This is a genomic window from Clostridium isatidis (genome assembly GCF_002285495.1).
Taxonomy (GTDB): domain Bacteria; phylum Bacillota; class Clostridia; order Clostridiales; family Clostridiaceae; genus Clostridium; species Clostridium isatidis.
Genome location: NZ_CP016786.1, coordinates 2,829,994 through 2,842,487 on the forward strand (window position 1 = coordinate 2,829,994; position 12,494 = coordinate 2,842,487).

A 12,494-nucleotide genomic window follows, 5' to 3' on the forward strand; every position below is an offset into this window, starting at 1 on the left:
AGCCGTTATATTTATAACTTTAGCTTAAACTTTTTTATTGTTAAAAATACAAAAAATCTATTTATAGCAAATTAATTGTACCATAAATAGATTTTTCTTAAAATTATCTTAATGTTTCGTTTAGCTTACTGAAAGCTTCATAGAATTATAAATATATTGATTTTAATCCGTTTTTTGCTACATAATTAAAGTAAAGAAATATTTATAAGGAGATTTTAATTATGATCGTTTATAAAAAGTGTTCTGAAGTAAGCATAGATTTAGTATTCGATGCTTTTAATATTGGATTTTCAGACTATATTATCAAACTATCAATGAATAAAGATGAATTCATAAAAAGATTTTTAGGGCCTGAAGGAAATTCTTTAGAACTATCCTATATAGCCTTAGCTTATGATAAGCCTGTAGGAATACTTTTAGCTGGTATTAGACTTTGGAATGGTATTAAAACCTTGCGTTGCGGAGCCTTAGCTATTCACCCTGAATATAGAAATAAAGGGATTGCTAACAAGCTTATGTCTCTTCATAAAAAAACTGCTATTGAAAATAATTGTAAGCAGATGTTCTTAGAAGTAATTGTCGGTAATGATAAAGCTATTAACTTTTATAAGAAAATAGGGTATGAAAAAATATATGATTTATCTTACTTTTTTCATGATAACCCATCAGAATTAAGGAATTTTGATAACTCTAATATAAATATAAAAGAAATTGATTTTAATAACTTTAAAGAGGCTATATATAATCATAAAGACTTTCATATAAACTGGCAAAGTGATTTAGATTATGTTGAAAAATTAGGCAATATAGTCTGCCTTGCTGCTTATGATAATGAAAAATTAATAGGATATTTATGCGGAAATAAACCTGGAAAAATTAATTTTATATGGGTTAATAAAAATTATCGATTAAAAGGCATTGGAAAATCTCTTTTATCAAGATTTTGCAGCTCAATAGATGCTGAAAAATTCTCTATAGTTGTTTCAAATAATAATTATCTTGAAGGCTTCTTAAAACATATGAAATTTAAAAAGGATCCAATTTCTCAATATGAAATGTATATAACAATGTAAAAATAATTTTTATAGTCTTTATATTTTAAATAGAAAAAAGTTGATTTCAATTTATCAGAAATCAACTTTTCTTGTTTATATATGTATGAAATGTTATGAATTACTCATATGTTTTTTATTCATATAAATATATACTGGAAGACCTATAATGGTTATTATTACACTTCCTAACGAAAGCATTGTTGCCGTAATAAATTGATTTAACACAACAAAAATACCACTTATTATTGCTAATATTGGAATTATAGGATATAACGGAACCTTATAACTACGTTTAATATCTGGTCTTTGATTACGATAAACAATAACTGCTACAAATGTAAGGGTATAAAAAATCCATGAAGAAAACACTCCCAAGTCAGTGAGAAGATTATATTGTCCGGTAAGTGCAAAAATACAAGAAAGTGCCCCTGTAAATATAATCGAATTTGCTGGTGTTTGAGTCTTATTTAGTTTCGATAAGAATTTAAAAAATGGAAGCTTTCCTCCTTCAGCCATAGCATAAGTTACTCTTGATCCTGACATTAAAAATCCATTACAAGTTCCAAAACAAGAAATCATTATCCCAATAGTAATTAAAATAGATCCAAAATCCCCAAATATATGTCTTGCAACTAATGTTGCTGGCGCTGATGTTGCAGCTAATTGATCTGCTGGAATAACCCATAAATAAGCTAAATTTATTATAAAGTAAATAGCTGTAATAACAGATACCCCGCCTACAATAGCTATTGGTAAATCACGTCCAGGATTCTTCATTTCTCCAGCAATAGCACCAACATTTGTCCATCCCTCAAAGGCAAAAAGAATAGCAACCATTAATGTTCCTAAAACGGTAATAGGGCTTAATCCCTCTCCTACCATTGGAGTAAACACTGTATTAGTTCCACTTCCCTTTATAAATCCAAAAACAATAATAAGTACTAGAGGAACAAGCTTACATATAGTAAATACAACCTGAACCCCTCCACCAACTTTAGAACTCATACAATTAAGAATAACTACAAAGATTAGAACAAATATTGCAACAGGAATTGTTACATTATTCCCTGTAAGTAAAGTTACTTGATCGGCAAATATAACAGCAAGTCCAGCTGCCATTGCAGGTAATGCAAGTACAACCTGCATCCATCCAGCTAGATATCCAACCCTCTCTCCAAATACCTTAGATAGATATTCAACCATTCCACCAGTTTTAGGGATAAGAATAGCTATTTCAGCAAAGGTAAGAGCAGCAGCTATACTTACCAAACCTGTTATTAGCCAAGCAATCATTCCAAGGCCAGGCTTCCCTCCAGTGGCAGTATATATAGCTTGCGGCTTAAAAAATATTCCTGATCCAATAACTGTACCAACAACCATAGTAATTGCCGTCATTATTCCAAAGGTCTTTTTCATAACTTGTTTATTTTCCATAAAAATCTCCTATAATTTACTTATTATTTCACATTTCAAAATTATATCACCAACTTTCTAGCTATTCCATAATCTATTTTTATAGTTTTACATTTTTATCAAATCATTAATATATTTTATTATTCCTAGTATAAATCTATATTGATAAATAATATCATTATTTTAAACATAAAAAAGCTCTCTAAAAAGAGAGCTTTTTTATTATTATACCTTAATTTGATGAATATAACTTTACATCTAATTCATTTGAAATAGCCATATTATAAATATATACATTGCTTATTTCTATACCAAATAATTTTTGCATATCTTCTGATAAATTTAGTTTTTCAAATTTCTTGTGATAGTTCATCACATATTCTCTTACATCTCCAATATTAACATCTTTATAATAGTTTAATGCATTGTCTGGAATACCATAAACCTTTGTTAATACTCCTGGGAATATTCTTCCACCAAATAAATCAGCAATAAATCTAACATAAGCATATGTTGAAAGTAATTCTGGATATTCTTTATTCACTTGATTTATTCTTGCTATGCATGCTTCAGTAGAAGGTAATAACTTCATTTCTGATAATTTATCTCCTGCAAGAACTTCTAAATCTTTTTTTATTAATTCAGCTCTATATAATTCTTTAGTAGCAAATTCCTTAATGCCTTCTTCACTTAAATGACTATCAAGAGAAGTTTCTATAGCTTCATACATTGCATGTAAATTAAAAATATATTCAATATATCCTTCTTTTGTTGCCTTTCCTTCAAGTAATCTTTTTATAAAGCCACTCTTTTCAGATGCTAAATGTAATTCTTTTGTATTATTTTTTATTTCTATCATAAAATTCATAAACCTTCACCTCATATAATCCATAAAAAATAACAAATAATTAATAATAATTATTAATTAATATTATTAATTATTTATATCACTTTATATTTATATTGTTAACTCATACTTTATTTTCTCCACAAAATAATAATATTATACTAGGAATGATTTTCTTTATAAAATTAGCCTTAGATAATTTATATAAATCTCTAAGGCTAAAACTTATTAATTGTTAATTTCCGTAAAATCATCTACATCAATTATTTCTCCATCAGTAATAATATCTCTCTTTTTCTTTAAATATATTCTTAAAATATTAGAGGTATAAACAGCCCTAATACTCTTTTCATCAATATTAGGAACATAATATGTTTCTTCTAAAACATTTCCCTCTTGATAAAACCACATTATCATATTGTCATTTTTATTGCTTAAATTAAGATTTTTTTTCACTGAAATTTTTATATGATTATCTTCATAATCAATATCGATATCTTTTTTATCAACTCCAAAGAGTTTTCCCTCTATTAAATAACTATCATCATATTCTCTTAACTTGAAATATGATTTTTCTTCGATAGCATTGATTAATGAATTTACTGCATCACTATTTAAAACATTATCTATAATATTATTTATTAAGTCTTCATTTTGCACTAAACTTTCAAATACTGTAGTAAAACTTCCTGTAATAGAATTTATTATGTTATTAATATCCTGTTGGCTAAAATTTTTCTTATCATAACTATTCTCAAAATTATTATTTATACTCTTATTAGTCTTTCTTACTTTAGAAGCATTGTTTTTATAAAAAGGAAACATTATTTATCTCACTCCTGTTGCAAAAATTCTTATATTAATATATCTATTTAATATAAAAACTTTTGACACATAATAAATTAGAGAGAATATCAATTTATTTCCTGTATCACTTCTTATATTTGCAATTTGAGCCTTACAAGATAATTTTTCATAAAATTAATTATAATTTATTTATTAATGGTTCAATATATTCTTGAATAAATTCTACTCTATCAAATATTGTAGGCTTAAAATATGATGTCACTGCTATTACTATATTATTTTCTGGGTTTATATATATAACATTACCACTATCACCTATAGCTGCATATATATTTTTCTTAGGATCTATAATCCACCACAAATATCCATACATCATTCCTCTAAACTTATCATTTTCAATAATCCTTGGCTCAGTCATTTCTTCTATCCATTTTGAAGAAACAATTTGTTTATCATTATATTTACCTTTATTCAAACATAATAATCCAATCCTTGCCATATCATCTGCTGACATACATAATCCATATCCTGGTGTTCCTAAATTTTCAGAATCACATAACCAAAACTTATCTTTTGGCAATTTATCTATTATAAATTTCTTATGTTCTTCTGCACTTGCTGCATAATAATTAATATGTTTTTTAATGCCTAAAGGTTCAAATAAATATTTATTTGCATAATCAACTGTTATCATGTTGGTTGCTTTATATAATATTCCAGATAGTATATGAAGACAAACAGTTTGATAATTAAATTCATTCGTTATTCCTTTTCTTCCTCCTAAAAAATCAAGGGATGTGTAAGTCCAATTATCACTTGAACAAACTTTAGTCCAAGGGTCTCCTTTACACTTATAAGGAGCTCTCATTGTTAACAAATGTTTAATTGTTATATTTTGTATTGTTTTTTCTCCTCTTTTAATTTTATAATCCGGAAAATAATCCAATACTCTTTCATTAACATTTTTTATTTGACCTTTATCAATAGCAATTCCAATAAGTAAGGAAATAATACTCTTTGTAGCAGATGCTATATGCACAGAGTCATCCTCTTTATAATTATTCCAAGTATCAAAATATATTTTTTGATTGTTTTTATATGCGACAATCTGACAAATATTAGGTTGATTTTTCTCTACATAATTATGTAACTCTTTTTTATTCATATATTCCTCCTTAATCACCATATAGTATCCACTTAAACTAAAATAAACATATAACACTATAAAATATAAAAACCCCTCGCAAAACCTTTATTTACGAGGGTCTGTAGACTATTTACCGCAGCACTTTTTATACTTTTTACCGCTTCCGCATGGACAAGGATCATTTCTACCTATTTTATTTTCATTTCTAACTACAACTGAAGCCTTATATTGTTTTTGTATTTCCTTTCTCTTTTCTGGTGAAAATATACCATCCCATTGTGGTAATGTATATAAATATTCTGCTTTTGCATCTAGCATATTATAATATAATTTTTCTAAATCTACTTTAAATGTAATTTCTTCAATTTCTGTTACTTTCTCTAAATCAAGTGGATTTTTTAAACTATCGTTAATGCCATCTACAAATCCCATAATAAATTCTGAAGTTGTATCATATTTTTTAGCTAAATCTGAAATTGTAAAAGTATACTCCTCTTTATGTTTTGATAGTATATCTTTATATATGGCTGTTTCTAATTCCATATACTCCTTCCAGAAAGCCTTTTCTCCCTTTGTTTTAACATAATCAACTACCATATCTGTCCATTGCTTATATAAGCTCATAATATATTCTCCTTCTTCATAAATTTATTAAATTTATATTTTTATTACTATTTTATCTTAATATAATTATTAAATTTCAATTAAATTGCTTGGACCACTTCTGCTTGCCATAGTTATAGTTATGTCTTTCTCTGTAATATTATTTTCTCGTAATACTGAACATACAGTTTCAAAGGCCAAATCAGGATTATTATTAGTTCCACTTAAATGGCCTAGTATTACTTTTCTATGTAATTTACTATGGACCAAATCCACTATGGCCTTACCACAATCTTCATTGGATAAATGACCAACTTCACTTAATATCCTTCGTTTTAATACATAAGGATATGGTCCAAATTTAAGCATGTTTACATCATGATTGCTTTCAAACAATAAAACATCTGAATCTTTTATATTATCTTTAATTTCTTGAGTATATATACCAAAATCAGTAGTTACACTTACCTTTTTTCCATTGCTATGAAGTATATATCCTACTGGAGCTGCTGCATCATGAGGTATATTGAAAGATTTTATATCTAAATCTTTAATAGACTTTGTTGATCTTCTATCCATTATTTTTATATTATGCTCTTTTATTTTTCCTATGTTCTTCTCCATGGCTGCCCATGTATCTGCATTTGCATATATAGGTATATCATATTTCCTTGATATAACTCCTATCCCTTTAATATGATCTGAGTGTTCATGCGTTACAAATATGCCATCAATCTCTTCTAACTTTTCTCCTATGCTTTGCAACGCATCTCCTATTTTTTTTCCTGGTAAGCCAGCATCGATTAATACTTTTGCATTATCTGAGGCTATAAATATACTATTCCCGCTGCTACCACTATACAATGAACAAAACCTCATTTTTTTATCCCCCATGTTTTGGCCTACTCTTCTACTCTATATATATCAGCACCTAATGCAGTAAATTTATCTTCTATATTAGGATATCCTCTATCAATATGTTCTATTTCTAATATTTCTGTTTGACCCTTTGCTACTAGTCCAGCTATAACCATAGCTGCTCCTGCTCTTAAATCTGTAGCTATCACTTGAGTTCCTGTTAACTTTTCTACTCCTTCAATAATAGAAGTTCTTCCTTCAACTTTTATATTTGCTCCCATTTTCTTTAATTCATCCATATGTTTAAATCTATTTTCCCATATGCTTTCTGAAACTATACTTCTTCCAGGAACAATACATAGAAGAGTTGACATTGGCTGCTGAACATCTGTTGGGAAACCTGGATATGGAGCAGTTTTTACATTTACCCCTCTTAAATCTCCCTCAACATATACTCTAACGCTATCGTCTCCCTCTTCAATCTTAGCTCCCATTTCTGAAAGCTTTGCAGATATTGATTCTAAATGCTTTGGAATTACATTTTTTATTGTAACATCACCCTTAGTTGCAACAGCTGCAATCATAAATGTTCCAGCTTCTATTTGATCTGGTATAACACTATAATCACATCCAACTAACTTTTTAACACCCTTAATTCTAATTACATCTGTTCCTGCACCTTTTATATCAGCTCCCATAGAATTTAGGAAGTTTGCTACATCAACTACATGAGGTTCCTTAGCAACATTTTCAAGAATTGTAGTTCCTTCTGCTAAAGTAGCTGCTAACATTACATTTATTGTTGCTCCAACAGAAACAACATCAAAGAATATGTTAGTTCCATAAAGATGTTCTGCTTCAACTATAACTGCACCATGTTCAATTGTGACCTTTGCTCCTAAAGCTTCAAATCCCTTTATATGCTGATCTATAGGCCTTACTCCAATAGGGCATCCCCCTGGAAGTTCAACTCTTGCTTTTTTAAATCTTGATAATAAAGCTCCTATAAAATAATAAGAAGCTCTCATTTTTCTTACATCATCAGTACATGCATTAATACTTGTTACATCAGTAGCATCTATTTCTAAAGTATTATTACATATCTTATTTACTGAACAACCTAAGCTTTTTAAAATTCTTTCAAGGCAATGTACATCTTCTATATCTGGAATGTTTTCTATTACACACTTTCCTTCACTTGCCATAATTGCTGCTGGTAATATTGCAACTGCTGCATTTTTAGCACCATTTATTTCAACTGAACCTTTAAGAACCTTACCACCACTTATAACTAACTTTTTCATAATTTCACCCTTATCATCTTTTATATCTATCTATATAATATTTCCTAACTTTTCAACTTTTAACCATTTTATATTTACATTATAAAAACTTACAGTAATCATTATATCATAAAAATAGCTTATGAAAATAGGGATTTTTCGCCCAATAGCAATTTTCAAAGGCTTACATTATTTATAATTTTCTTACTATCAACTATCATAATATCTTTTTATATTTTTTTTATTATGATATAATATAAAGAAAAGTTTATAGACTATTCATAATATTTTATAAACTAATTTAATATGAGAGGCTAAAACTATGAAATATTATTTAGTAGCATTATTTGATGAAGACTCTTATAAAAACTTTATACCTATTCAGAAAAAATTATCTAAACGTTTTAGAGCAAATAGGAATTCCCCTGTCCCATATATACCATTAGAGGTAGTGGAAAATCCTAATATTGAAAAACTTGATGAAGTACTTAATAAAATTATTAAACCATATAAGCTTTTTAAGGTTGAATTAACTAATGAAATTTTAATTAGTGAAGCTAGGAAAACCTTAAATGTTAAAATTTCTGATATAGGTTATATAAAAAGGCTTAACAGGCTTATAAGTGATACATTAAAACTGTATAACTTTAATGTTTTAGATTTAAATTCTGAATCATCAATGCATCTATCTATTGCTAATTTAAACTTTATTCCAAAAGATATTAAGAAGTCTTATAATGATATTACTTATAAGTCAGATTTAGAGACTTTAAAAGTAGATAGAATTGAGATTTGGAAAATTTCAAATAATAAAAAAGAAACAGTAATAAAAAGTTATCCTTTAAAAAGAAATCTATATATATAATTAAAAAGTGTATTTCTATTAATACACTTTTTAATTTTTTCATAAATTTTTAAGATTTTAAAAATTTATTTTTTGTATTCGTTTACCACACTTTTCATTTTCGAATACATTTTGTAAAATAGAATATGGTAAATCCTTAAGAATTGGAGGATATTTATGGAAATATTATCGTTTTTTCAAAAACAAAAAGATAGGAATAAGGAAATTATTATTGATAATACCTTAAGCGAATATAAAATTCGCACAAGAAAACATTTAGAGTTACATACAAAAATAAGTTCTCTAGCTGAAGAGACTAAGTGTTATAAATACTGGATTTCTGATGATGTTGAAATTAATTATTCTAAGATATTTCAAAAATACTTAGATTGCTTTAATCACATAATAGGCATTGGTATTGATAAAAATTATGATAATATTGAAGATATTACCGTTAAGCCTAATGATTATTGTCTAAGTGATCAGTTTTTTAATTTATTTATAGATTTAAATGACTTAATAATATCTCCATCAGAAGATCACTTTATTACTCTTATGGAAGATTTCTTAAGCCTTGGAATTTCCTTAGGCTATTCAGAAGAGCAAATTAAAAAGGCCCTAATAAATCAATGATTTAAAACCTTCTAGTTAACTAGAGGGTTTTTTAATATTTTTATATCTCAAAGGTAATAATAGCTTTGAGGTGATTTTATGTTAGCAATTATATTTGCAATAATTTCTGGAATATCCATGACTCTTCAGGGAGTATTTAACACTAACCTGGAAAAAAAGATTGGAACTTGGGAAACTGCTCTTTTATCTCAAGGAATAGCTTTTATCATTACTCTCATAGTTGTCTTTATTTGGGGCAAAGGAGATATAAAAGCTATTAAAACCGCTAATAAATTATATTTATTAAGTGGAGTCTTAGGAGTTGTAATCATATTTACTGTTATGAAAAGTATTGGTGCTATGGGTGCTACTATTGGAATTGGAACAATATTAACAGCTCAGCTTTTATCTGCTGCAATTATTGATGCAATGGGACTATTTGAAACAGAAAAAGTTGCTTTTAGCTTAAATGAGTTTATTGGCGTTGCTTTAATGATTACTGGCATAATAGTATTTAAACTTAAGCTGTAACTGTATTTTTAAATTTTCTTATAATATTAACAAAAATACTCCTATTTATATATTATATATGGTAATCAATTTTAGGAGTATTTTTTATGTTTTTTAATAATAAAAAGTTAGATAATAACTTAAAAAAATATATTGATTTCAATCCAAATGTTAAATATAGAATAATTATTAAATATAAAAAATTTAAAGATAATATTATTAGAAAGATTAACTCCTACAATGGAGAATTTATAAATGCTATAGAGCACTGTAAAATAATAACTGCCCGTATCAATTCTAAAGGAATTAAAAGATTGATTGAATATCCTGAGATTGAATTTATATCCTTTGATGAATATTTCTTTCTTTGTGGTACAAGTGTAACAGCTGCAAACAAAATAAAATTATCTAGTAATAGCGGTTTAAAAGGTACTGGTATTACAATTGCAATAATAGATAGCGGAGTTTACCCACACCCTGACTTAACTAATCCTAATAACAGAATTATTAAATTTGTTGATTTAATTAATGGATTAAATTATCCATATGATGATAATGGACATGGAACATGTATTGCTGGAATAATTTCTGGAAATGGAAATAATTCTAATGGAACATATAAAGGTATGGCACCAAACTCTAACATAATATGTTATAAGGCTTTTGATAAAACCGGAAAGGGTTATATTTCAGATATACTTTATTCTATAGATATGATAATAAATGAAGTTGAAAAAACTAACACAAAAATTTTATGTATGCCTTTTGAGATGTTAAACTATAATGCCTTTTTGCAAAACTTATTTAGCAAATTAATTGCTAAGGCAATTGCTCAAAATATAACTTGCATTGTACCAAGTGGAAGCAATAAAAATATAGATGGATCAATTACAGGAATTGCCCTATGTAATGATTGTATAACTGTTTCAGGATATGATTCTACTTATAAACCTTTACCTAAATCTTATACTTATTCTTCTGTAGGTCCATATAAAAAATCAAATAAACCAAATTTATGCGCTGCTTGCGTTGACATTGTCTCTTTGAACTCAAATACAAACTATGTTTCTGAAAGAGATGGAATAAAGTTATATCCACCAAAACTTAACTCTTCTTACAAAACATTTACTGGAACTTCCTTAGCAGCAGCCTATGTTGCCGGAATATGTGCCCTAATTTATGAAACTAATCAAAATCTTACTCCAAAGGATGTACTATCCTTATTGGAATTATCTTGTGAAAAACTAGATATACCTGATAATTGCCAGGGAAATGGCAAAATCAATATAAATAATATCTTTAAAAATGAAAAAAAATAATAATTTTACTTATTAAAAATAGAACCTATAAACTGTACACTTTAAATAATAGCATCAGTTTATAGGTACTTTTGTATATTAATAAATTTAAATCTTATTATTGAATTATATATTCATATGGATCTACTGGATTATTATTTACTCTTAGTTCAAAGTGTAAGTGAGGCCCCGTACTAAAACCTGTATTTCCAATAGCTCCAATAACATCACCCTTATTAACTTTATCTCCAACTTTAACGTAAAAATCATTTAAATGACCGTAAAAAGTCTTCATATTGTTTTCATGTTCAAGTATTATTAAATTTCCATATCCACCGTCATTATATTCTGCATAAACAACTTCTCCTTCTAATGCCGCTAAAACATCATCGCCAATATTACCTGATATATCAATTCCCTTATGGAAAGATTCCCACCTTTCTCCATAACCAGAAGTTAAATATCCTCCTCTAGTAGGTTGATTTAAAAAAGCTATTCCATATTCATATGGATTTTTTGTTCCTCTATATATTTTTGTACTTATTGCTTCCTTAGCAATATCATCTTTTACTAACTTTCTAGATTTTTCACTATTATTCTCTAAAGAAATTTCATAAACCTTTTTTTCTATTCCTGGCTTCCCATTGATTGTTTTACTTTCTCCTAAAAACATTTCCTCCGTTGGTAATATTATTGTACTAGGCTTTATTTCTAATATATTTTCTTGAAGGTATTTTATACTTAAAGTTATATTATTGCTCTTTGATAACTCATATATCTTTTTAGCAATTTCTACATCTTCTTCAATTACTTCTTCATATACCTTTTCCTTGCTTATATTTATATTTCCCTTTATATTAAAATCTAATACTAAATTTTCATTTACTCTAATATCTTCTAAATAATATTTCAATACTAAATTCTTTATATTTTTAAAATTTGTATTTTCTGAAAAATATCCTATAGCTTGATTATCTATATTTATCTTATAAGCAGTTACTTTCCCTGTTATAGCTTTATATATTTCATCAAAAAAATTTCCTTCATTATATATAAAATAAAAGCCTATATCCTTATTTAAATTATTAACTGTTTCTGCATTTACAAGTTTTATATTAATATTTAATAAAAGAACAATTAATGTTATAAATATATTAATCATTCTTATCTTATTAAAAGACGTCGAACTCGTATCCATATGTTCTCCTTTCATTTTT

Annotated in this window: 13 protein-coding genes; 5 read left to right on the forward strand and 8 right to left on the reverse strand. The window is 27.0% G+C overall.

All coding sequences use genetic code 11. The annotated features are described in order from the left end of the window. Positions 1-221: 221 nt before the first annotated feature. The gene (locus BEN51_RS13435; protein WP_119866501.1) at positions 222-1,073 is read left to right on the forward strand and encodes a GNAT family N-acetyltransferase; all 852 of its coding nucleotides are present in this window, start codon (positions 222-224) and stop codon (positions 1,071-1,073) included. 93 nt (positions 1,074-1,166) lie between these two features. On the opposite strand, the gene BEN51_RS13440 is transcribed toward BEN51_RS13435, so the two are convergent. The 7 genes from BEN51_RS13440 to BEN51_RS13470 all read right to left on the reverse strand — a co-directional run bounded on the left by BEN51_RS13440 (position 1,167) and on the right by BEN51_RS13470 (position 8,034). Then, complete coding sequence (locus tag BEN51_RS13440) at positions 1,167-2,489, reverse strand: APC family permease (protein ID WP_119866502.1); 1,323 nt, start codon at positions 2,487-2,489, stop codon at positions 1,167-1,169. A 211-nt stretch (positions 2,490-2,700) separates the two neighbouring features. Continuing rightward, a complete protein-coding gene (locus BEN51_RS13445) occupies positions 2,701-3,336 on the reverse strand; it encodes a biliverdin-producing heme oxygenase (RefSeq protein ID WP_119866503.1) in 636 nt (211 codons plus the stop codon). 207 nt (positions 3,337-3,543) lie between these two features. Further along, positions 3,544-4,140, reverse strand: a complete 597-nt coding sequence (locus BEN51_RS13450) for an Hsp20 family protein (protein ID WP_119866504.1) — start codon at positions 4,138-4,140, stop codon at positions 3,544-3,546. Between the two features lie 160 nt (positions 4,141-4,300). Further along, positions 4,301-5,287 (reverse strand): serine hydrolase domain-containing protein, encoded by a 987-nt coding sequence (locus tag BEN51_RS13455; RefSeq protein ID WP_119866505.1) that lies wholly within the window; start codon positions 5,285-5,287, stop codon positions 4,301-4,303. A 108-nt stretch (positions 5,288-5,395) separates the two neighbouring features. Then, positions 5,396-5,893, reverse strand: coding sequence for an SEC-C metal-binding domain-containing protein (locus tag BEN51_RS13460; protein WP_119866506.1), 498 nt, complete (start codon positions 5,891-5,893; stop codon positions 5,396-5,398). 69 nt (positions 5,894-5,962) lie between these two features. Continuing rightward, the gene (locus tag BEN51_RS13465) at positions 5,963-6,751 is read right to left on the reverse strand and encodes an MBL fold metallo-hydrolase (RefSeq protein WP_119866507.1); all 789 of its coding nucleotides are present in this window, start codon (positions 6,749-6,751) and stop codon (positions 5,963-5,965) included. Between the two features lie 23 nt (positions 6,752-6,774). Next, entirely contained in the window at positions 6,775-8,034 is a 1,260-nt protein-coding gene (locus BEN51_RS13470; RefSeq protein ID WP_119866508.1) for a UDP-N-acetylglucosamine 1-carboxyvinyltransferase, read from the reverse strand. A gap of 301 nt (positions 8,035-8,335) precedes the next feature. Here BEN51_RS13470 and BEN51_RS13475 point away from each other — a divergent pair, with 301 nt between their 5' ends. The 4 genes from BEN51_RS13475 (at position 8,336) to BEN51_RS13490 (ending at position 11,298) form a co-directional block, all read left to right on the forward strand. Then, the gene (locus BEN51_RS13475) at positions 8,336-8,878 is read left to right on the forward strand and encodes a hypothetical protein (protein WP_119866509.1); all 543 of its coding nucleotides are present in this window, start codon (positions 8,336-8,338) and stop codon (positions 8,876-8,878) included. Between the two features lie 156 nt (positions 8,879-9,034). Further along, complete coding sequence (locus BEN51_RS13480) at positions 9,035-9,490, forward strand: dUTP diphosphatase (RefSeq protein ID WP_119866510.1); 456 nt, start codon at positions 9,035-9,037, stop codon at positions 9,488-9,490. 78 nt (positions 9,491-9,568) lie between these two features. Beyond that, the gene (locus BEN51_RS13485) at positions 9,569-10,000 is read left to right on the forward strand and encodes a DMT family transporter (protein WP_119866511.1); all 432 of its coding nucleotides are present in this window, start codon (positions 9,569-9,571) and stop codon (positions 9,998-10,000) included. An 86-nt stretch (positions 10,001-10,086) separates the two neighbouring features. Continuing rightward, entirely contained in the window at positions 10,087-11,298 is a 1,212-nt protein-coding gene (locus BEN51_RS13490) for a S8 family serine peptidase (RefSeq protein ID WP_119866512.1), read from the forward strand. Between the two features lie 97 nt (positions 11,299-11,395). Here BEN51_RS13490 and BEN51_RS13495 read toward each other — a convergent pair whose 3' ends face one another. Further along, entirely contained in the window at positions 11,396-12,490 is a 1,095-nt protein-coding gene (locus BEN51_RS13495; protein ID WP_119866513.1) for a peptidoglycan DD-metalloendopeptidase family protein, read from the reverse strand. Positions 12,491-12,494 lie beyond the last annotated feature (4 nt).

Bases quoted from the DNA above. Each gene is read 5' to 3' on its own strand.
- BEN51_RS13435 (WP_119866501.1), top strand. From the start codon at position 222: ATGATCGTTTATAAAAAGTGTTCTGAAGTAAGCATAGATTTAGTATTC.
- BEN51_RS13440 (WP_119866502.1), bottom strand. From the start codon at position 2,489: ATGGAAAATAAACAAGTTATGAAAAAGACCTTTGGAATAATGACGGCA.
- BEN51_RS13445 (WP_119866503.1), bottom strand. From the start codon at position 3,336: ATGAATTTTATGATAGAAATAAAAAATAATACAAAAGAATTACATTTA.
- BEN51_RS13450 (WP_119866504.1), bottom strand. From the start codon at position 4,140: ATGTTTCCTTTTTATAAAAACAATGCTTCTAAAGTAAGAAAGACTAAT.
- BEN51_RS13455 (WP_119866505.1), bottom strand. From the start codon at position 5,287: ATGAATAAAAAAGAGTTACATAATTATGTAGAGAAAAATCAACCTAAT.
- BEN51_RS13460 (WP_119866506.1), bottom strand. From the start codon at position 5,893: ATGAGCTTATATAAGCAATGGACAGATATGGTAGTTGATTATGTTAAA.
- BEN51_RS13465 (WP_119866507.1), bottom strand. From the start codon at position 6,751: ATGAGGTTTTGTTCATTGTATAGTGGTAGCAGCGGGAATAGTATATTT.
- BEN51_RS13470 (WP_119866508.1), bottom strand. From the start codon at position 8,034: ATGAAAAAGTTAGTTATAAGTGGTGGTAAGGTTCTTAAAGGTTCAGTT.
- BEN51_RS13475 (WP_119866509.1), top strand. From the start codon at position 8,336: ATGAAATATTATTTAGTAGCATTATTTGATGAAGACTCTTATAAAAAC.
- BEN51_RS13480 (WP_119866510.1), top strand. From the start codon at position 9,035: ATGGAAATATTATCGTTTTTTCAAAAACAAAAAGATAGGAATAAGGAA.
- BEN51_RS13485 (WP_119866511.1), top strand. From the start codon at position 9,569: ATGTTAGCAATTATATTTGCAATAATTTCTGGAATATCCATGACTCTT.
- BEN51_RS13490 (WP_119866512.1), top strand. From the start codon at position 10,087: ATGTTTTTTAATAATAAAAAGTTAGATAATAACTTAAAAAAATATATT.
- BEN51_RS13495 (WP_119866513.1), bottom strand. From the start codon at position 12,490: ATGAAAGGAGAACATATGGATACGAGTTCGACGTCTTTTAATAAGATA.